Source organism: Maricaulis sp., from assembly GCF_048269565.1.
GTDB lineage: Bacteria > Pseudomonadota > Alphaproteobacteria > Caulobacterales > Maricaulaceae > Maricaulis.
On sequence record NZ_JBLXIK010000002.1, the window covers coordinates 527,305 to 545,475 of the forward strand.

General features: G+C 63.2%; 21 protein-coding genes and 1 tRNA gene. 4 read left to right on the forward strand and 18 right to left on the reverse strand.

Annotated elements, in window-relative coordinates:
- The first annotated feature begins 23 nt into the window (after nt 1-23).
- Nucleotides 24-350: a thioredoxin TrxA gene (gene trxA / locus ACN0YL_RS06045; RefSeq protein ID WP_417467730.1), complete on the forward strand. Its 327-nt coding sequence runs from the start codon at nt 24-26 to the stop codon at nt 348-350.
- Nucleotides 351-434: 84 nt separating this feature from the next.
- Here trxA and ACN0YL_RS06050 read toward each other — a convergent pair whose 3' ends face one another.
- The 10 genes from ACN0YL_RS06050 to ACN0YL_RS06095 all read right to left on the reverse strand — a co-directional run bounded on the left by ACN0YL_RS06050 (nt 435) and on the right by ACN0YL_RS06095 (nt 8,546).
- A complete protein-coding gene (locus ACN0YL_RS06050) occupies nt 435-1,457 on the reverse strand; it encodes a S41 family peptidase (RefSeq protein WP_417497350.1) in 1,023 nt (340 codons plus the stop codon).
- 96 nt (nt 1,458-1,553) lie between these two features.
- Nucleotides 1,554-2,879, reverse strand: coding sequence for a bifunctional folylpolyglutamate synthase/dihydrofolate synthase (locus ACN0YL_RS06055; RefSeq protein ID WP_417497351.1), 1,326 nt, complete (start codon nt 2,877-2,879; stop codon nt 1,554-1,556).
- Nucleotides 2,854-3,789 (reverse strand): acetyl-CoA carboxylase, carboxyltransferase subunit beta, encoded by a 936-nt coding sequence (gene accD, locus ACN0YL_RS06060; protein WP_417497352.1) that lies wholly within the window; start codon nt 3,787-3,789, stop codon nt 2,854-2,856. Before accD ends, ACN0YL_RS06055 begins: the two co-directional genes overlap by 26 nt.
- A gap of 31 nt (nt 3,790-3,820) precedes the next feature.
- The gene (gene trpA, locus ACN0YL_RS06065) at nt 3,821-4,609 is read right to left on the reverse strand and encodes a tryptophan synthase subunit alpha (RefSeq protein ID WP_417497353.1); all 789 of its coding nucleotides are present in this window, start codon (nt 4,607-4,609) and stop codon (nt 3,821-3,823) included.
- Between the two features lie 54 nt (nt 4,610-4,663).
- Nucleotides 4,664-4,882, reverse strand: coding sequence for a BrnA antitoxin family protein (locus ACN0YL_RS06070; protein WP_417497457.1), 219 nt, complete (start codon nt 4,880-4,882; stop codon nt 4,664-4,666).
- 40 nt (nt 4,883-4,922) lie between these two features.
- A complete protein-coding gene (locus tag ACN0YL_RS06075) occupies nt 4,923-5,207 on the reverse strand; it encodes a BrnT family toxin (protein ID WP_417497354.1) in 285 nt (94 codons plus the stop codon).
- Nucleotides 5,208-5,269: 62 nt separating this feature from the next.
- Entirely contained in the window at nt 5,270-5,704 is a 435-nt protein-coding gene (locus ACN0YL_RS06080) for a hypothetical protein (protein WP_417497355.1), read from the reverse strand.
- On the reverse strand, nt 5,701-6,933 hold the full coding sequence (gene trpB, locus ACN0YL_RS06085) for a tryptophan synthase subunit beta (RefSeq protein ID WP_417490395.1): 1,233 nt from the start codon (nt 6,931-6,933) through the stop codon (nt 5,701-5,703). Before trpB ends, ACN0YL_RS06080 begins: the two co-directional genes overlap by 4 nt.
- Nucleotides 6,934-6,951: 18 nt before the next feature.
- Nucleotides 6,952-7,596 carry a phosphoribosylanthranilate isomerase gene (locus ACN0YL_RS06090; RefSeq protein WP_417490396.1) on the reverse strand — a complete coding sequence of 215 codons (645 nt, stop codon included), beginning with the start codon at nt 7,594-7,596 and terminating at the stop codon, nt 6,952-6,954.
- Nucleotides 7,593-8,546: a LysR substrate-binding domain-containing protein gene (locus ACN0YL_RS06095; RefSeq protein WP_417490397.1), complete on the reverse strand. Its 954-nt coding sequence runs from the start codon at nt 8,544-8,546 to the stop codon at nt 7,593-7,595. The genes ACN0YL_RS06090 and ACN0YL_RS06095 overlap by 4 nt, the downstream gene beginning before the upstream one ends.
- A 91-nt stretch (nt 8,547-8,637) precedes the next feature.
- On the opposite strand from ACN0YL_RS06095, the gene ACN0YL_RS06100 reads away from it, so the two are divergent.
- A complete protein-coding gene (locus ACN0YL_RS06100) occupies nt 8,638-8,790 on the forward strand; it encodes a hypothetical protein (protein ID WP_417490398.1) in 153 nt (50 codons plus the stop codon).
- 383 nt (nt 8,791-9,173) lie between these two features.
- Here the strand turns inward: ACN0YL_RS06100 and ACN0YL_RS06105 are convergent, their stop codons facing one another.
- The 4 genes from ACN0YL_RS06105 to aroA form a co-directional block, all read right to left on the reverse strand.
- A complete protein-coding gene (locus ACN0YL_RS06105) occupies nt 9,174-9,479 on the reverse strand; it encodes an integration host factor subunit beta (protein ID WP_417467713.1) in 306 nt (101 codons plus the stop codon).
- 134 nt (nt 9,480-9,613) lie between these two features.
- Nucleotides 9,614-11,317, reverse strand: a complete 1,704-nt coding sequence (gene rpsA, locus ACN0YL_RS06110; protein ID WP_417467711.1) for a 30S ribosomal protein S1 — start codon at nt 11,315-11,317, stop codon at nt 9,614-9,616.
- Nucleotides 11,318-11,499: 182 nt separating this feature from the next.
- The gene (cmk, locus tag ACN0YL_RS06115) at nt 11,500-12,126 is read right to left on the reverse strand and encodes a (d)CMP kinase (protein ID WP_417497356.1); all 627 of its coding nucleotides are present in this window, start codon (nt 12,124-12,126) and stop codon (nt 11,500-11,502) included.
- Nucleotide 12,127: 1 nt separating this feature from the next.
- Complete coding sequence (aroA, locus tag ACN0YL_RS06120) at nt 12,128-13,468, reverse strand: 3-phosphoshikimate 1-carboxyvinyltransferase (protein ID WP_417497357.1); 1,341 nt, start codon at nt 13,466-13,468, stop codon at nt 12,128-12,130.
- 112 nt (nt 13,469-13,580) lie between these two features.
- On the opposite strand from aroA, the gene ACN0YL_RS06125 reads away from it, so the two are divergent.
- Both ACN0YL_RS06125 and ACN0YL_RS06130 read left to right on the forward strand, forming a co-directional pair.
- Nucleotides 13,581-14,015, forward strand: a complete 435-nt coding sequence (locus ACN0YL_RS06125) for a TIGR02300 family protein (protein ID WP_417490401.1) — start codon at nt 13,581-13,583, stop codon at nt 14,013-14,015.
- Nucleotides 14,016-14,125: 110 nt separating this feature from the next.
- A tRNA-Ala gene (locus ACN0YL_RS06130) sits at nt 14,126-14,201 on the forward strand.
- Between the two features lie 420 nt (nt 14,202-14,621).
- Here the strand turns inward: ACN0YL_RS06130 and ACN0YL_RS06135 are convergent.
- The 4 genes from ACN0YL_RS06135 to rpoN all read right to left on the reverse strand — a co-directional run bounded on the left by ACN0YL_RS06135 (nt 14,622) and on the right by rpoN (nt 18,147).
- On the reverse strand, nt 14,622-15,227 hold the full coding sequence (locus tag ACN0YL_RS06135) for a hypothetical protein (protein ID WP_417497358.1): 606 nt from the start codon (nt 15,225-15,227) through the stop codon (nt 14,622-14,624).
- 119 nt (nt 15,228-15,346) lie between these two features.
- A complete protein-coding gene (ptsN, locus tag ACN0YL_RS06140) occupies nt 15,347-15,811 on the reverse strand; it encodes a PTS IIA-like nitrogen regulatory protein PtsN (RefSeq protein ID WP_417467703.1) in 465 nt (154 codons plus the stop codon).
- Between the two features lie 26 nt (nt 15,812-15,837).
- Complete coding sequence (gene hpf, locus ACN0YL_RS06145; protein WP_417490404.1) at nt 15,838-16,446, reverse strand: ribosome hibernation-promoting factor, HPF/YfiA family; 609 nt, start codon at nt 16,444-16,446, stop codon at nt 15,838-15,840.
- A 183-nt stretch (nt 16,447-16,629) separates the two neighbouring features.
- Nucleotides 16,630-18,147: an RNA polymerase factor sigma-54 gene (rpoN, locus tag ACN0YL_RS06150; protein ID WP_417497359.1), complete on the reverse strand. Its 1,518-nt coding sequence runs from the start codon at nt 18,145-18,147 to the stop codon at nt 16,630-16,632.
- Nucleotides 18,148-18,171: the final 24 nt, after the last annotated feature.

Genomic DNA, 18,171 nt, shown 5'->3' on the forward strand with positions numbered 1-18,171 from the left:
CGTCCCGAACAAAGGAGTAGCCCATGGCGACGAAAGCGGTCAGCGATGATTCCTTCGAGTCTGATGTCCTCAATGCGGATCGTCCCGTGCTTGTCGATTTCTGGGCCGAGTGGTGCGGTCCGTGCAAGCAGATTGCACCCGCACTTGAAGAATTGGCCGAGGAAATGGCCGGCGAACTCACCGTCGCCAAGGTGAATATCGACGATCACCCGATGACGCCCGGCAAGTACGGCGTCCGCGGCATCCCGACCCTGATGATTTTCAAGGGTGGCCAGGTGGCCTCGACCAAGATTGGCGCGATGGCCAAGGGCAAGATCACCGAATGGGTCCGCGAGACACTTTCGGCCTGATCCGTTCTGCCTGACGAAATGTGAAAAGCGGGCTGCCCTTGTCAGGGCGGCCCGCTTTTTTCTGCGCTGGCTTGTGCGGGATGCCTACTGGCGCGCGAGCGTCAGCGCGGTGTCCATTGCCGCAGCCGCCTCGATGGCGATATCCGGCACCACGCCATGGCCTTCAATGCGGCCATTGGTCATCGAGTAGTAATCGGCAATCGGCAGGGCGAGCTGATAGCCGCCCGGCAGGTCGTACAATGTCTGCGACAGCATCTCACCGGCCGTCGTCTCCCCGATCAGTGTCGCCCGGCCTGAGGCCTTGAGCGCATCGGACGCCATCTCGGCCGCGCTGGCGGTCTCATGGCTGGTCAGCACATAGACCGGACCGTCAAAGCCGGGCTCGACCGGCTGGAAGGTGATCCGCGTGACCAGGTTTGCCTGGACGTCGGCCCAGAAGGAGAGGACCGACCAGCCCTCCCAGGGCTCAAGGCCGGCGATGTCATCGGGGCCGGGCGCGTGATCCATGGTCGCATTCCACGGCTGGGAGATGAAGGCTCCGGCATCGAGCGGCGTGTCGATGATGTGGGCCACCAGCGGTCGCACGGCAAAGGCCCCGCCGCCATTTTCTCGCAGGTCGACAATCAGGGCGGCGGTATCATGGCGGGCGATCTCGTCAAAGGCCGCATCGATCTCCTCGATCGTGTCCTCGCCCATCATCGTATTGACCGTCAGCACGGCGATCTCGTCGTCCCAGCTCAGCACGGCACCGCCGCCGCCAATGCGCATGCTGTCGAAACCGGCGCCCATCTCGGCGGCGGTCTGATTGCTCTGCCGCAGCACGACGTGGGAGAAGGGCCCCGAGCGCCAGATGGTCCGGAAGCCCGAGAGGAATTCCTGGTCGGATGTGGCGGTCAAGGCGAGGGCGGAAACAGCTTGCTCGACGGCAGCATAAGCCGGTCCTTCGAGCTCTGCCGGGTTGTAGTGATGAGCGAGCATGGTTGCGTTGATGGCGTCAGCCAGCTCGGTGAAGTCGGTATGGGCCGATGCCTCCTGGGCGAGGCTGCTGGCCGGCGCGAGCAGGGCAAGGGCGAAGATCGATGTGGCCAGATGGAGGGTATTGCGCATTGTGGATTCCTGTCGATGAACGGGTTGTCTGTGATCCCATGATGTTCCGGCAGGACAGGTTGGATGCAGGCCAGGTCTTCACGCTCGCGTGAACGGTCAGCCCGGTGTCTGGTGCGGCGGTGAACCGCCGAGCGCCAGTGCCTCGCCGGCAAGATAGAGCGAGCCTCCGATCAGGATGCGCGGTGCCGGCAATTCCTTCGCGGCATTCTTCACCGCCTGCAGCAATCCGGTGGCGGTCTCCGCCCTGAGGCCGGCGGTATTGGAGGCGGCAGCAACGGCTTCGGCTGTTTGCGACCCGCCACGCCCGGAACTGAATTCGACCGCAATCAGCCGCCGCGCGAGGCCGGCAAATTGCGAGCACCAGCCCTCGACATCCTTGTTGGGCGAGAAGCCGGCAATGATCACCAGCGGGCGGTCTTCGCGCTCATCCATATCGGCGAGCGCGTGTGACAGCGCGGCGGCTGCGGCCGGGTTGTGGCCGCCATCGAGCCAGAGTTCGGCCTTATGGTCGCGGGCGATCTCGCCGAGCGGGCCGCGGGTGATGTTTTGCAGCCGCGCCGGCCAGGTGGCGTGGGCGATACCGTCAGCGACACATTTTTCCGGCCATTGCAGCACCGCGGCACAGGCGGCAGCGGCGCCGGCATTGTCGATCTGATGCGGCCCGATCAGGCCCGGGCTGGGCAGATCCCAGACGCGGCTCTCATCTTCATAGGTCAGGCGGCCATGTTGCTGATAGGCCCGGTAATCCTGGCCCCAGACATAGGTCAGGGCGCCGACGCGGTGGGCTTCCTTGAGCAGGGCAGCCTCGGCCTCCGGGCTCTGTTGACGGCCGATAATGGTCGGGACGCCGAATTTGCAGATGCCGGCCTTTTCGTGGGCGATCATCTCGATCGTGTCGCCGAGGAATTCCTGGTGATCCAGACCGATGGCAGTGATGACGCACAGGATGGGGTTTGCGATCACATTGGTGGCGTCGAAGCGGCCGCCCAGCCCCACTTCGAGGATCAGCAGATCGGCCGGGTGTTCGCTGAACAGCAGGAAGGCCGCCGCCGTGGTGATTTCAAAGAAGGTGATCGGCTCGCCGAAATTCGCCGCCTCGCAGCGCGCGAAGGCCTCGATCAGCGTCTGGTCGCCGACCGGCTGGCTGTCGATCTGGATGCGCTCATTGAAATCGACCAGATGCGGCGAGGTGTAGACATGCACTTTCTGGCCGTTGGACCGCGCCATATGGGCCAGGAAAGCACAGGTCGAGCCTTTGCCATTGGTGCCGGCGACATGGATCGTCGGCGGCAGCTGGTTCTGGGGATTACCCAGCGCTGCGAGCAGGCGCTGCAGCCGGCCCAGCGACAGGTCGATCTTTCTGGGATGCAGCCGGGAAAGCCGCGTCAGCGCGTCGTCAACGGCCTGGCGTCGGGCGCTCATGCGCTCCTCCGTCCGCCGCCACATGATCGGGCGAGGGCGGTGCCAGGCGGCCGGGGCTGGAAGCGCTGGGCCGCTTCATCAGAACGCGCAGCATGCGCGCCAGGGTGGCCGGGATTTCATGGCGATGCACGACCTGGTCGATCATGCCCTTTTCCAGCAGATATTCGGCACGCTGGAAGCCCTCGGGCAGTTTCTCGCGGATGGTCTGCTCGATCACGCGCGGGCCGGCGAAGCCGATCAGCGCGCCCGGTTCGGCAATCTGGACATCGCCGAGCATGGCATAGGAGGCGGTGACGCCGCCCGTCGTGGGATCGGTCAGCACGACGATATAGGGCAGGCCGGCATCGCGCATCATCTCGACGGCAATCGTGGTGCGCGGCATCTGCATTAGCGACAGGGCGCCTTCCTGCATACGGGCGCCACCGGCGGCGGTGAAGACGATCAGCGGCGCGCGCTTGGCGACTGCGGTTTCGGCTGCCTTGATGAAGCTCTCGCCAGCGGCCATGCCGAGCGAGCCGCCCATGAAGGCGAAATTCTGCACCAGCACGACGGATTCAACGCCGCCAATACGGCCAACGGCAATCGCCATCGCATCGTCGCGCCCGGTCTTCTTGCGGGCTGTCGCGATCTTGGAGACATAGGTTTTCTCGTCGCGGAATTTCAGCGGGTCCTTGGGGACTTCCGGCGTGTCGAGCTCTTCATAGGTGTCGTCAAAGGTGAACTGGAAGCGCCAGGCCGGCCCGATCCGCATGTGATGACCGGCCGGCGTGACGAATTGACCGGCTTCCAGGTCCTTCTGGAACACCATCTCGCCGGAGACCGGGCATTTGACCCAGAGATTGTCGGGCGTATCCCGCTTGGAGAATATTTTCGACATCCCCGGAGGGGTGATCTTGGACAGCCAGTTCATTTCCGAGTCCCGATCCCTCATTGCCCGTATCTCATCGTTTGACGCCGTGTGTGGCGCTCGACAAGGTTTTCACCAATTTCACCGCGCCCGCAACACCGCCATCATGCATCGCATCGACGATGGCCGAGCCAACCACGACCGCATCGGCGCATTGCGCGATCGCCTTGGCCTGTTCCGGCGTGCGAACGCCAAAGCCGACCACGACCGGCAGGCCGCTTGCCGCTTTCACGCGCGCGACCGCATCGCCAACCTCGGTGACGGCGCCGGAGCCGGAGCCGGTCACGCCCGTGGTGGAGACGTAATAAACGAAGCCCGAGGTGTTTTCGACCACTGTTGCCAGCCGCTTGTCGTCCGTCGTCGGGGTGGCGAGGCGGATCATCGAGATGCCCTGCCTGGCCAGATGCGGCCGCAGCACAGCATCTTCCTCCGGCGGCAGGTCAACGCAGATCAGCCCGTCGACGCCGGCCTTCGCCGCGGCCTTGGCGAATTTTTCCCAGCCCATGGAATGGATCGGATTGGCATAACCCATCAGGACGATCGGTGTCGTGTGGTTATGCTTTCGAAAGCCCCTGACTTGCTCGAGGGTGCCTTTCAGCGTCATGCCGGCATCAAGTGAGCGCAGGGCGGCGGCCTGGATCGAGGCGCCATCGGCCATCGGATCGGTAAACGGCATGCCGAGCTCGATCACATCCGCACCGGCATCGGGCAGTGCCGCGAGCAGGCCGGCGCTGTCGCCATCGCCGGCCATGATATAGGCGACGAAGCCGGGGCGGCCCCAGGCTTCCAGCTCGGAGAAACGGGTGGTGAGGCGGTTCTTCATGTCAGAGGTCTGCTCCTGCGGGCGTTGGGCGACAACGTCTCATATCTTGAAGCTTCATGCCTCCCCCTTCTTCATCGCATCGACATAGGCGCGCAGCACCGAATTGATGCGGGTCTGATAGCCTTTGCCCTGCGCCTTGAAGAAGCGGAGAATGTCGACGTCAAGGCGGAGCGTGACTTGCTCCTTGGTCACCGGCATGCGCAGCTCTGCCTTGGCGAACCAGGCCTCGTCGAGCTCGGGGATATCGGAATAATCGATATCCTCGTCAGGCATGTTCGCGATCTCGGCGACACGCTCTTCGGAGACGTGGAGATCACTGAGTTTCTTGCGAATAATGGCCATGATAGAGCGCCCTTTCCTTCTTATTGGCCCGCCGCGCCGAGATGAGGCGCGTGCGGCCCTGCCTGTCGGTGTGAACGATGGCAATGATGGCGCGGTCCTCGATTTGACCGATCGATATTTCGCGCAATTCGCCATAATCCACCCTGTCGTCGACAATGGTGAAAACCGGGCCATCAAAGGCCTGCACGGCCTCCTGGAAACTCAGCCGGTGCTTGGCGATATTGGCCGCGTTCTTCGCCTCATCCCATTCGAACATGGTGCATTGTAACTACAAATGTCGTTACAATCAAGCTAGCGGTTGGCATTGGTAATCTAGAATTATGGCGCTTCGCATTCGGTGACTGCCGTATAGGCAATGATAATGACGGCTGGGGGTGGGACAGCGTCGGCGCCTATAACAGTTGGATCGCTGCGGTCAGCGACTGAGAAACCGACTCGTTCACAATTATCGTCGTCCGCAAGCGAGCGTTCCCAGATATACCAATTTCCAAGCGTGTAGGTGTCCCGCCAATCGCTCGTGTCCAGATGTTCCGTGAAGACGGAGAGATCGGCAACCTCGTCGGACAATATCTCGATGCAGCGAAACCCCAGCGCGTTGCTGTAGGAGGCACGCTCTGGTGGCCAGAGCTCACACTCGGTTTGCAGGCGGGCGCCTTCGGGGACTGGCATCGCGACAGAATCTGGAAAAACGCGAGTCTCTGCCGAAGCTGGCGCCAGGAGGGCAGCGGTGAGTGAGGCGAGCTCGAAAATCACAGCTTAACTCCCAGCATCTCCGCCACCTGCGGCACGTCCTTGTCGCCGCGGCCGCACATATTCATCAGGATCATGCCGTCCGGGCCCAGCTCCTTGGCCAGGTCGCGGACGCGGGCGAGGGCGTGGGCCGGCTCCAGCGCCGGGATGATGCCTTCGAGTTTGGAGCAGATCTGGAACATTTCCAGCGCTTCTGTATCGGTGGCCGAGACATATTCGGCACGCTTCATGTCGTGCAAGAAGGCGTGTTCGGGTCCGATGCCGGGATAATCCAGTCCGGCGGAGATCGAGTGGGCGTCGATGATCTGGCCGTCATCATCCTGCAGGAGATAGGTGCGGTTGCCGTGCAGGATGCCGGGCCGCCCGCCCTTGAGGCTGGCGGCGTGCTTGTCGGTATCCAGACCCAGGCCGGCGGCTTCGACCCCGATCAGGCGGACATCCTCGTCATCGATGAAGGGGTGAAACAGGCCCATCGCATTGGAGCCGCCGCCGATACAGGCGACGCAGGCATCGGGCAGGCGTCCGGTGCGTTCCAGGATCTGCTCGCGCGCCTCGCGGCCGATGATCGACTGGAAATCGCGCACCATGGCCGGATAGGGGTGCGGGCCGGCGACGGTGCCGATGACGTAGAAGGTGTCATGCACATTGGTGACCCAGTCGCGAAGCGCCTCATTCATCGCATCCTTCAGCGTGCCGGTGCCGGAGGTGACGGGAACGACTTCGGCGCCGAGCAGTTTCATGCGGAAGACATTGGGTGATTGCCGCGCGACATCGGTGGCGCCCATGAAGACGGTGCAGGGCAGGCCGAAACGGGCCGCGACCGTGGCGGTGGCGACACCATGCTGGCCGGCGCCGGTCTCGGCGATGATGCGGGTCTTGCCCATACGCAGGGCAAGCAGGACCTGGCCGAGGCAGTTATTGATCTTGTGGCTGCCGGTATGATTGAGCTCGTCGCGCTTGAGCCAGACCTGGGCGCCGCCGAATTCCTCGGTCAGGCGCTCGGCAAAATACATCGGGCTCGGCTTGCCGACATAATCGCGCAGGAATTCATCCATCTTGTCGGTGAAGGCCGGATCGGTCTTGGCCGCCTCATAGGCGGTTTCCAGCTCGAGGATCAGCGGCATCAGGGTTTCGGCGACAAAACGGCCACCGAAATCGCCGAAACGGCCGGCCTTGTCCGGCCAGGCGGAGAGCGAATTGGGTCGGGTGTCGACGGGCGCAGTCTCGCTCATGGCGCGTGTCCTTCCAGATCAGGCCGTGCGCCGGGGGGCAAGCGCATCGGCAAAGGCTTGTATCCGTGCCGCATCCTTGATGCCGGGCGCTGATTCAATGCCCGAGGACACGTCGACAGCCCTGGCGCCGGAGGCCGCAATAGCTGCCGCGACATTGCTGGCATCAAGCCCGCCGGACAAGAGCCAGGGCACAGAAACATCCAGATTTTTCAGCAGGGCATAATCATAGCCCTCGCCCCAGCCACCGGGCCGGTCGGCGCCCTTGGGCGGTTTGGCGTCGAACAACAGCCTGTCGGCGACGCGGTCATAGACGCGCGCGGCCTCGAGATCGACGGCGCTGGCGACCGGGATCGCCTTGATAATCCCCTGGCGGGCATAGGCGCGGGCCTGAACGATACGCTCTGGGCTTTCGCTGCCGTGCAGCTGGATCCAGTCCGGCCGCATGGCGTCGCGGATCTGGGCCAGCAGATCGTCATCGGGATTGACCGTCACGGCGACGGTCTCGGTGCCGCTTGCCAGATGCGCCAGTTCACCGGCCAGGCTGGGCGAGACGTGGCGCGGGCTGCGGGCAAACACCACAAAGCCGGTCCAGCGCGCACCGGCCTCGACGGCGGCGGCGACATCGCGCCCGGTTTTCAGGCCACAGAATTTGATCTCGGTCATGGCTGTGGAGTTAGCCCTTCCCCGTCCTGAGGGAAAGCCGGTTGTGGCCGATTGAGACAGAAGGCCATCGGCTGGAACAGCATCCATTGCACGAAGGCTGCGATCTTCGGCTCTTTGGCGCGCGCCTTGTCGAATACCAGCCAGTGGCCCTCGCCATGCCCGGTTTCGTGCGTGAAAGGCTGGATCAGGCTGCCGGCCGCGATCTGTTCAGCGAAATATAGCGGCGAGACCATCACGGCCGCGTCTCCCGCGGCAATGGCAGCGGCGACCTCCATTGTCTGTGTTTCCAGCTCCAGATGCGGGCGCTCCGGCAGGCGCGATGCGTCGCCCCCGGCGCCGCTCATCCAGTCGCACCACCAATTCATCGGACCGATCAGGCGCAGGCGCAACAAATCATCCGGCGTGGTGAAGGGGCCGTGCCGCCCGGCGGTGCGGGCCGGGATCAGGGCGGTCGCGGTATCGTCGAACAGGCGGCGGGCTTCCAGGCCCGGCCAGCTTCCATCGCCGAGACGGATGCCGATATCGGCATCACCGGCACGGATATCGACCAGGTCGGGACGGCTGTCGATGCGCACGGCGAGCTCGGGATTGTCCATCTGGAAGGAGCCGATGCGTGGCACCAGCCAGTTGGAACAAAACGTTGGCAGAGCGGTGATGGTCAGCACGCTGTCGCGCGCCTCACGGACATCGCGGAAAGTCCGTTCCAGCAGGCGGAAAGCTTCGGTGGTGCCCTTGGCGAGCTGCGCCCCGCGCGCGGTCAGTTCGACATGGCGCGCCTTGCGCTCGAACAGGGCAAAGCCGAGCCGGTCCTCCAGCAGCTTGATCTGATAGCTCACCGCGGCCTGGGTCATGCCCAGGGCATCACCCGTGCGCGTGAAATTGCCGAGCCGCGCCGCGGTCTCGAAGACGCGTATGGCATTGATCGGCGGCAGGCGGAATGGGGCAGGCATAAATTCAGCTTATGGCAGACCATTGAATACCCGTTGGTCAATGCCGCATTTGGAGCGCTATAGCAAGCTCATGCTTCTGATGGAGAGCGAGATGACATTCTATGAATTGATGCATGAAACCCAGCCACCCAAAGCGCTCGATGCCAAGGCCCTGCGCTGGAAACTCGGTGGCGGCTGGGTTGGATGGTTGGAGCGCCTGCTCGCCAAACTCGGCGACAACGCTGACTATCACCGCAAGGTCTAGGCGGTGAAACCGGGGCATGGCGCTGCCTGATGCCGATGGGCAGCGCCGCGCAGGCGGCGGTTCGAGGTTGGACTGTGACCGACCCGAAAGGGACCGCCTTGAATGACTCTGCATGCCCTGACCGGATTGGTCGGGGTGAGAGTCAGCGAAACGGAGCGTGCCCGGGCCCAAGAGGTCCAGGCATCGCTTCCGGTTCGCCCGCCGCACGCGACAACTACCGAATGCGGGGCTGGGAACGGGAACGGGCACTGTCACAGTCACTGAGGCTGATATGGGCGGTGCCGCATAGATTGTCCGCCTGAAGGCGGATTGTCAGCTTCATGGATATGGCGCGCGCGTCAGGGCTGGCAGAACCCAGCCATGCCGGCCCGGATCAAGGCCGATCAGGCCGGCGTCAGTTTCGAGGCCCGTGAGGCGTCGACGCGTTCGCGCAACTCCTTGCCGGTCTTGAAGAAGGGGACGTGCTTTTCCTTGACGGCCACACTCTCACCCGTGCGCGGATTGCGACCGACGCGGGCGGGGCGGTGACGAACGGAAAAGGCTCCGAATCCGCGCAATTCAACGCGCTCGCCGCGCGCCAGGGATTCGGTGATGCCATCGAGAATGGTGTTGACCACCCGCTCGACATCCCGGTGGTAAAGATGAGGATTGGCTTCCGCCAATTTGTCGATCAGCTCGGATTTGATCATGCGACAACTCCACGCCTGAAAGTTCAAACCTGACCTTTGCGACCGCCCGCGTCAATGCGTCAGATTCAAAAAAGGCGGCCAGGACAACAAGCCCTGACCGCCCTTCTCGATCAACCCCTGGGGGTCAACAGATTTTATTCGCCCTTGTCGGCATCTTTCTCGCGCATTGCTGCACCGAGAATATCGCCAAGCGAGGCACCGGCATCAGACGAGCCGTACTGTTCGACAGCGTCGCGTTCGTCAGCGATTTCCAGCGCCTTGACCGAAAGCGAAACCCGGCGCGAGGCCTTGTCGACATTGGTGATGCGGGCATCAACCTTGTCGCCGACCGCAAAACGCTCCGGACGCTGTTCAGCGCGATCGCGCGACAGGTCGGACTTGCGGATGAAGGCCTTGACCGCGGCGTCGTCGCCGAAGGTGACTTCGATACCGCCGGAGGTGATTTCAGTGACCGTACAGGTCACGGTGTCACCGCGATTGGCACCGGAGGAATCCATCGGATCGCCAGCCAGTTGCTTGATGCCGAGGGAAACGCGTTCCTTGTCGATATCAACGTCGAGCACTTTCGCGTCGACCAGGTCGCCCTTCTTGAAGGCTTCGATGGCTTGCTCGCCCGACTGATCCCAGGAGATGTCGGAGAGGTGAACCATGCCGTCGATTTCGCCTTCCAGGCCAACGAACAGACCGAATTCGGTGATGTTCTTGACTTCGCCCTGGATCTGCGAGCCCGCCGGATAGTTTTCCGCGAAGACTTCCCATGGATTGCGCTGGGTCTGTTTGACGCCGAGCGAGATGCGGCGCTTGTCGGCGTCGACATCGAGAACCATGACTTCGACTTCCTGGGAGGTCGAAAGGATCTTGCCTGGGTGGATATTCTTCTTGGTCCAGCTCATTTCGGAGACGTGGACCAGGCCTTCAACGCCTTCTTCGAGTTCAACGAAGGCACCGTATTCGGCGATATTGGTCACGCGGCCGGTGAAGGTGGCGCCGACAGGGTATTTGGCGGCAACGCCTTCCCACGGATCGGACATCAGCTGTTTCATGCCGAGGGAGATACGCTGGGTCTCCTTGTTGATCTTGATGATCTGAACTTTGACGTTTTGACCAACTTCGACCACTTCGGACGGATGACCCACGCGGCTCCAGGACATGTCGGTGACGTGCAGCAGGCCGTCAATACCGCCGAGATCGACGAATGCGCCGTAATCGGTGATGTTCTTGACGATACCGTCACGGGCTTCACCCTCCGCCAGCTGACCGACGAGTTCCGCACGCTGCTCGGCACGCGATTCTTCGAGAACGGCCCGGCGCGAGACGACGATATTGCCGCGCGGACGGTCCATTTTGAGAACGGCGAAAGGCTGTTCCTGGTTCATCAGCGGGCCGACATCGCGCACAGGGCGGATATCGACTTGCGAGCCCGGCAGGAAGGCGCTGGCGCCGCCCAGATCGACCGTGAAACCACCCTTGACGCGGCCGACGATGGCACCGTTGACAGGTTCTTTTTTTTCGAAGGACTGCTCGAGGCGATCCCAGCTTTCTTCGCGGCGAGCCTTGTCGCGCGACAGCATGGCTTCACCGAGGGCGTTTTCGATGCGCTCGAGGAAGACTTCGACTTCATCACCCACGACCGGGGCTTTCGAACCGGGGCCGGTGAATTCACGGACCGGAATGCGGCCTTCGGTCTTGAGACCTACGTCGACGACGACGGCATCATTTTCAATTGCGGTGACGATGCCCTTGATGACCTGGCCTTCGGCAAGGTCACGGCCAGCCAGGCTGGCTTCCAGCATGGCGGCAAAATCGTCGGTCGTCGGGGAAAGGGTTTCGGTAGACATGTAAGAGGTTGCTCCAGAATGCGATGCGAGCCGCAAAAGCGGGGTAATTCGCACCGCTGGGCCAAGATGGCCCGGCAAGGGGTTTTTCCATGGGCACCGGCGTCAACGCTCGCAGCGATGGTGAAATCGCGCGCGATTTGAAGTCGGTAAGCCCGGTTTGTGACCGCCAAAGCCTTCGCGGATCACGCCTTGTTGGCGTTTTCCACAATCTGTATGGCAGCGGCGATCGCCGCGTCTATACTCAAGGACGAGGTATCAAGCAAGGTTGCGTCATCGGCGGGCCGCATCGGTGCATCGGCGCGCTCGGTGTCGCGTGCATCGCGTTCGCGCGTCTGGGCGAGCACGGTTTCATAGCTGATCGGATCGCCCTTGGCCGCCAGTTCGCGCCAGCGCCGCTCGGCCCGGGTTTCGGCATTGGCCGTCACATAGAGTTTCACATCGGCATCCGGGCAGATCACCGTGCCGATATCACGCCCGTCCAGGATGGCGCCGCCCGTCTGTGAGGCGAAATCGCGCTGCAATTCATAGAGCGCGGCCCGCACGGCCGGCAGGGCAGCCACGCGTGAGGCCATTGCGCCGGCCTGTGCGGTGCGGATCCGGGCCTCGTCAATGCCGGCGATATCGAGGGCGCGAGCTGCCGCGGCTGCCGCCGCTTCATCGGCCGGATCAATCCCGGCATCGAGGACGGCAACCGCCGTGGCGCGGTAAAGCGATCCGGTATCGAGATGGGGCAGGGCGAAATGGCGCGCCAGCGCCTTGGCGATCGTGCCCTTGCCCGAAGCGAGCGGTCCATCAACGGCGATAATCATGTCACGCAGGCTCCAGTATGGCGCCGAGCGCCTTCATGTCATCGGCGAAACCGGGATAGCTGGTCGCGATCATCGCCGCATCGTCAATGCTCACCGCCTTCTGTGCCGCAAGCCCGAGCACGAGCGCACTCATCGCCAGGCGATGGTCGTGATGGGTTGCCACCATGCCGCCGCCGGCGACCTGGCCGGGGCCCTTGCCGTGAACCGTCAGGCTGTCCTCGCCGGCCTCGACCTCGACGCCATTGCGGCCGAGCAGATCGGCGGTGCCGGCGAGACGGTCGCTTTCCTTGGCGCGCAACTCGGCAAGGCCGGCCATGTGCGTGGTGCCGGTGGCGAAGGCGGCGGCGACGCCGAGCACCGGATATTCGTCGATCATCGACGGCGCGCGTTCAGCCGGCACATTGACGCCCTGCAGCTGCGAGGCCCGGGCAATGATATTCATCGTGCGCTCGCCGGCCATGTCCGGTCCGGGCGTAATGTCCAGGTCGGCGCCCATCTCCCTGAGGGTCTCGATCAGGCCGGTACGGGCCGGATTGTCCATCACGCCGGTGATGCGGATATTCGAGCCGGGGATGATGAGGGCCGCCACCAGCGCAAATCCGATCGAGGACGGATCCCCCGGCACACTCACATCGCGCGCCTGCAGCGATTGTGGTCCGGGCAGGCTGATGCGGATCCCTGCCTCGGTGCGGGTGATGTCGAGGCTGACGCCGAAGGCCCGCAACATCGTCTCGGTATGGTCCCGCGTCGCATGGTGTTCGGTGATGATGGTCTCGCCCTCGGCGCCGAGCCCGGCCAGCAACACGGCCGATTTCACCTGCGCCGAGGCGATCGGCGGCGCATAGGCAATGCCGTGCAGGGTTGATGGCGTCAGCGTCGCCGGCAGGCGTCCATCGGTGCTCGCGAAACGGGCACCCATCAATTCAAGCGGATCGGTGACGCGGCGCATCGGCCGGCTCGACAGGCTGGCATCGCCGGTGAAGACGGCGCCGGCGCCGCTGCCGGCAATCGCCCCCATCATCAAACGCACGCCGGTACCGGAATTGCCGAAGTCGAGTGGGGCCTCAGGCGTCGTGAAGCGGCCGCCAGTGCCGCTGACGCGCCAGCTGCCGGGCCCGAGGCGCTCGACCCCGGCGCCGAGTGCTGCGACCGCCCTGGCGGTATTGAGCACATCCTCGCTTTCGAGCAGGCCCTCAATGCGGCTCTCGCCATGGGCCAGTGCAGCGAAAATCAGGGCGCGATGCGAGACCGACTTGTCGGCAGGCGCGGCAAGGGTGCCGCTCAGCGGACCGCTCTGGCGAGCGAGAAACGGGCCTTGCAATGGGGGGGCAAGCTGGGTCATCAACGAAAATTCAACGATTGGGGTGGGAAGACGGCGATCAGGTTTTGACAGAGCGCGGTGATCGTGGCAACGGGTCGCGCCGAAAAACAAAAACCGGTTGTGAAGGGATGTCATGGCCAAGCATGAACTGGGTTCCAAGCGCACATGCCCGAAGTGCGCCGCCAAATTCTACGATCTGGGCCGCCGCCCGGCGCGTTGTCCGAAATGCGGCAATGAGTTCGATCCCGAACTGGTGTCGCTGTCGCTGAAGCCTGTCGCGGAGTCCGTCGAGGATGACGAGGCGCCGGTCAAGGCCGCGCCCGCCGAGGCCGACGGTTTCGAGGATGAGGTTGATGACACGCCGGAAGTCGGCGAAGGCGGCGATGAAATCGTGGTCGACGAGGATGACGACGATGAGGGTTCGGGCCTCAGCGACGATATTCCCGATGGATTCGAGGAAGATGACGGCGAAGATCCCGTCGATGAGGATGACAATACGGTCCTGCTCAACGATGATGAGGACGATGATTTCGCCGAATTCTCCACGGGTGATGACGAGGACAGTTGACGCCGCCGTCATGGCGCTGCACATGGCGCTGCGTGAAGGCTTGATCCGTATGAAAAGCGGGACTAGTTTCCGCGCCTCTCGCCGCACCCCATCGCGGCGGACAGGATAATGGGGCCATAGCTCAGTTGGGAGAGCGCTTGCATGGCATGCAAGAGGTCGTCGGTTCGATTCCGTCTGGCTCCACCATCCTTCGCTCGCTGCGCGAGCTACGGCCGGGCAGGCCCAACGCTCAATTCGAGCGAAGGATGTCCCGCCATAGCCGGAGGCGAAGGCGGACACCCCGGTCAGTCCGGCCTCAACATCATTTGGCGCTCGCTGCGCGAGCTACGGCCGGGCAGGCCCAACGCTCAATTCGAGCGAAGGATGTCCCGCCATAGCCGAAGGCGAAGGCGGACGCCCACTCTCCGCATGCTCAACATCATTTGGCGCCCGCTGCGCGAGCTACCTCCGGGCTGGCCCAACGCTCAATTCGAGCGAAGGATGACCCGCCGCAGCCTTCTCGGCGAAGGCGGACACTCCGGTCATCCCTGGCTCAACATCCTCCAGGCGAAGCTGCACAACAAAATGCCCCGCGGGTCTTCCGGCGGGGCTTTTGCTGTTCGGGTCTTACGGGGCCGGCGGGTCGTCCTCTTCCCGGCGCAGGTCGTCGCGCTGGCTCTCCAGGCTGTCGGGATAGTCCGAGACATCACCATATTCGAGAAACTCGTCATAGCGCCGGTGCGTGCCGCGGACGCGCGCGGCATGCTTGATCGGGCACCAGTATTGTTCGGTGCGTGAACCAATCTCGTGGACATAGGCGATGACGCCATTGGCGTAGGCGCAGTAGAAGCAGTTCACCTTCTGGATCAGGTTGAGATAGGGCAGCCGGTGGCGATCATAGACCACATAGTCCCGCCGCCTGACCTGCTTGATGCCGTAAACCCGAAAGCAGATGGCCTGATACAGGCTCGCCACGACATCGAGCAGGAAGATCGGGATCGCGACGGCATAGATGAAGGGCGCCGTGAGGATGGTCAGGATGCCGCTGTCGAGCAGATAGCGCCGCAGTCCCAGCTTCAGCGCGGTCTGGCGCTCGCGGGCCTCGCGCGTGATGAAGAGGCGGCCCTGCTCGAGCTTGTAGCCATAGCTGCGCCGCTTCTCGGCCAGCTGTTCCTCGAGTTCGGCCTCCAGCGTCTGGATTCTTGCCAGCAACTCATTGATCTGGGTGCGCATGACGGGCTCCGGCGCCAGTTGGTTCCTGGAGCCAAGCATACACATAAATCCCGTCAGCGACCGGCTGACGCGATTTGCCGCAGGCGGCGGCGATCAGGTCCGGGACACGACTGTCGGTCTCAGGCGGCGTCGGTGGCGGGCTCACCGGCCAGCACGGCATAGACGGCCTCGGCGTCGGGGGCGGCCCGCAGGCGCTGGCGCACATCTTCCCGGCGCAGCATGCGCGAGACGCGGGCCAGGGCCTTGAGGTGTTCGGCACCGGCATCTTCCGGGGCCAGCAGCAGGAAGATCAGGTCGGCGGGCTGGCCGTCGATCGATTCGAAATCGACCGGCGCGCGCAACCGCATGAAAAAGCCGATCACCTGATCAATCCCCGGTAGCCGGGCGTGCGGGATCGCGACGCCCTGGCCGACACCGGTCGAACCAAGGCGTTCACGCTGCAGTACGGCCTCGAAAATGGTGCGCGCATTCAGCCCTGTCGCCAGCGCGGCCGTTTCCGACATGGCCTGCAGGGCCTGCTTGCGGCTGGACGCACCAAAATCAACGCTGGCGCCGCCATCGGGTATCAGATCTGCTAATGCCATGATAAAACAACTCTGTTTTTGGTCTGTCAGGCCGAGGTCACGCGGGCAGGGTCCAGCCAGCCAATATGGCCGTCCGGGCGCCGATACACGATGTTCAGTCCGCCATTTGCGGCATTGCGGAACATCAGGAAAGGCGAATCTGCCGCATCGAGCTCCAGCGAGGCCATGCCAACTGTCAGGGTGCGAAACTCGCCGGCATGCTCGGCGATGACAATCGGTTCGGGCGCGTCGGCCTGGACCTCATCGACATGATCCTCGTCTTCCTCGGAATAGGCATCGCGCATACTCTTGAGGACGACGATCGGCAGCGTCTCGGCCGGCAGATCGGCCTTGTGATCGTGGCGGTGATTCTTGAGTTTGCGCTTGTAGCGGCGCAGCCGCTTCTCAAGCTTGTCCATCGTGCCGTCGGCGGCCTTGTAGGCATCCTCGGCGCTGTCATGGGCCTGCAGCATCATGCCTGATGGCAGGTGCAGCGAGCAGTCAACGCGAAACCCGATTCCCTCGCGTGAAATCGCGATATGGGCTTCTGCGGGACGATTGAAATATTTCGCAACGCCGTCTTCCACGCGTCCAAGGATCTGGGCCCTCAGACTATCGCTGACGTCGATGCCTTTGCTGACAACTTGAATGTGCATGCGCTCCTTCCCGCTGGCCATACACCAGCTTGTGAGGCGTCCATTAAACCATTCCGCCTCCCCCCGGATTGCGGGCGGAACCTAGTCGCGGGCTGTGTCGGGAGTCAATCGCCGTCGCTGGTTGCACCGCGACCACATCATAAGTGGCACAAGTAGCACTGTCATGCGAGATTCGGCCCGACGTCAGCTGGCACGTTTCAACATGCGGCGGCGTTGAACCGATGAGGGGATATTCAACGCCTCACGGTATTTGGCCACAGTCCGGCGGGCGATTTCAATCCCCTCATCGTGCAAAAGCTCGACAAGCTTGTCATCGGACAGGACATCGTCAGCGGTTTCCTGCTGGATGAGGAGTTTGATCTTGTGCCGCACGGCCTCTGCCGAATGGGATTCGCCACCGCCGGCCGAGGGGATGGATGAGGTGAAAAAGTATTTCAGCTCGAACATGCCGCGCGGTGTCGAGACGTATTTGTTGGACGTTACCCGGCTGACGGTTGATTCGTGCATCCCGATCGCATCGGCGACAGTCTTCAGATTCAGGGGTCGCAAATATGCGACACCATGGACGAGGAACAGGTCCTGCTGGCGCACGATTTCGCTGGAAACCTTGAGGATGGTGCGGGCGCGCTGGTCGAGGCTCTTCACCAGCCAGCTGGCGTTCTGGCTGCATTCGGTGATGAAGCTGCGCTCGGACTCATTGCGGGCCGCCGCGTTGATTTCATTGTAATATCGGTTGTTCACCAGAACCCGCGGCAGGGTTTCCGAATTCAGTTCCACATGCCAGCCGCCATCGGGAGCCTGGCGGATATAGACATCCGGCTCCACCGAGCGCGTCGATTCCGTTCCAAAAGCGAGGCCGGGCTTGGGCGTCAGTGCCTTGATTTCGGAGATCATGTCGTCGAGGTCCTCGCCATCGACGCCGCACAGTGCTTTCAGTGCGGTATAGTCATGCTTGGCCAGGCGCTCGAGATTGTCGAGCAGGGTCGCCATGGCCGGGTCGAGCCGGTCCATCTCTTTCAGCTGCAGCGCCAGGCATTCGGCCAGGTCGCGGGCCATCACCCCGGCGGGCTCGAAAGTCTGTGTCAGGCTGAGCACCGATTCGATACGGGCGCGGTCGAGGCCGAGGCGGAGGGCGATTTCATCGAGATCCGTGCGCAGATAGCCGTCTTCGTCGGCCAGGTCGATCAGATGCGCCCCGATCAGCCGGTCGATCGGATCCGAGGTCGCGGTCGAGAGTTGTTCGTGCAGGTGTTCGGCCAGGGAGATGTCGCGCGATGAATTGGCGATCGCGTCGTATTCCTCGCCATTGAAGGAGCCGCCGGCGCTGCCGGTGGACGACCAGGTGCTGGCGCCCATACCGACCGAATCACCGGCCTGCGCCGTTTCAACGCCGGACAGGTCGGACTTGGAGTCTTCGCCATGCAGCATGTCCGAATCGGCATCGATGGCGTCGGCGGCGTCGCCGTTGGCGGCCGTGAATTCGAGTTCGCGCGGCTCGTTGTCGCTTTCCTGGCGCGTTGATTCGGCGCTTTCACTGCGGTCGTCACGCTCGAGCAGGGGGTTTTGTTCAAGCTCGCGTTCCACGAACTCGGCAAGCTCGATATTCGAGAGCTGCAACAGCTTGATGGCTTGTTGTAGCTGGGGCGTCATCACCAGGGATTGACCCTGGCGCATCTCCAGCTTTTGCATCAGTCCGGCCATGAACGCCTCTGCGTGGTGGTTTAC

Bases quoted from the DNA above. Each gene is read 5' to 3' on its own strand.
- trxA (WP_417467730.1), top strand. From the start codon at position 24: ATGGCGACGAAAGCGGTCAGCGATGATTCCTTCGAGTCTGATGTCCTC.
- trpA (WP_417497353.1), bottom strand. From the start codon at position 4,609: ATGAAGAACCGCCTCACCACCCGTTTCTCCGAGCTGGAAGCCTGGGGC.
- accD (WP_417497352.1), bottom strand. From the start codon at position 3,789: ATGAACTGGCTGTCCAAGATCACCCCTCCGGGGATGTCGAAAATATTC.
- hpf (WP_417490404.1), bottom strand. From the start codon at position 16,446: ATGCACATTCAAGTTGTCAGCAAAGGCATCGACGTCAGCGATAGTCTG.
- ACN0YL_RS06070 (WP_417497457.1), bottom strand. From the start codon at position 4,882: ATGCCTGACGAGGATATCGATTATTCCGATATCCCCGAGCTCGACGAG.
- ACN0YL_RS06135 (WP_417497358.1), bottom strand. From the start codon at position 15,227: ATGCGCACCCAGATCAATGAGTTGCTGGCAAGAATCCAGACGCTGGAG.
- ACN0YL_RS06050 (WP_417497350.1), bottom strand. From the start codon at position 1,457: ATGCGCAATACCCTCCATCTGGCCACATCGATCTTCGCCCTTGCCCTG.
- cmk (WP_417497356.1), bottom strand. From the start codon at position 12,126: ATGATTATCGCCGTTGATGGACCGCTCGCTTCGGGCAAGGGCACGATC.
- ACN0YL_RS06075 (WP_417497354.1), bottom strand. From the start codon at position 5,207: ATGTTCGAATGGGATGAGGCGAAGAACGCGGCCAATATCGCCAAGCAC.
- ACN0YL_RS06125 (WP_417490401.1), top strand. From the start codon at position 13,581: ATGGCCAAGCATGAACTGGGTTCCAAGCGCACATGCCCGAAGTGCGCC.
- ACN0YL_RS06055 (WP_417497351.1), bottom strand. From the start codon at position 2,879: ATGAGCGCCCGACGCCAGGCCGTTGACGACGCGCTGACGCGGCTTTCC.
- aroA (WP_417497357.1), bottom strand. From the start codon at position 13,468: ATGACCCAGCTTGCCCCCCCATTGCAAGGCCCGTTTCTCGCTCGCCAG.
- ACN0YL_RS06105 (WP_417467713.1), bottom strand. From the start codon at position 9,479: ATGATCAAATCCGAGCTGATCGACAAATTGGCGGAAGCCAATCCTCAT.
- rpsA (WP_417467711.1), bottom strand. From the start codon at position 11,317: ATGTCTACCGAAACCCTTTCCCCGACGACCGACGATTTTGCCGCCATG.
- ptsN (WP_417467703.1), bottom strand. From the start codon at position 15,811: ATGGCATTAGCAGATCTGATACCCGATGGCGGCGCCAGCGTTGATTTT.
- ACN0YL_RS06100 (WP_417490398.1), top strand. From the start codon at position 8,638: ATGACATTCTATGAATTGATGCATGAAACCCAGCCACCCAAAGCGCTC.
- ACN0YL_RS06090 (WP_417490396.1), bottom strand. From the start codon at position 7,596: ATGACCGAGATCAAATTCTGTGGCCTGAAAACCGGGCGCGATGTCGCC.
- trpB (WP_417490395.1), bottom strand. From the start codon at position 6,933: ATGAGCGAGACTGCGCCCGTCGACACCCGACCCAATTCGCTCTCCGCC.
- ACN0YL_RS06095 (WP_417490397.1), bottom strand. From the start codon at position 8,546: ATGCCTGCCCCATTCCGCCTGCCGCCGATCAATGCCATACGCGTCTTC.
- rpoN (WP_417497359.1), bottom strand. From the start codon at position 18,147: ATGGCCGGACTGATGCAAAAGCTGGAGATGCGCCAGGGTCAATCCCTG.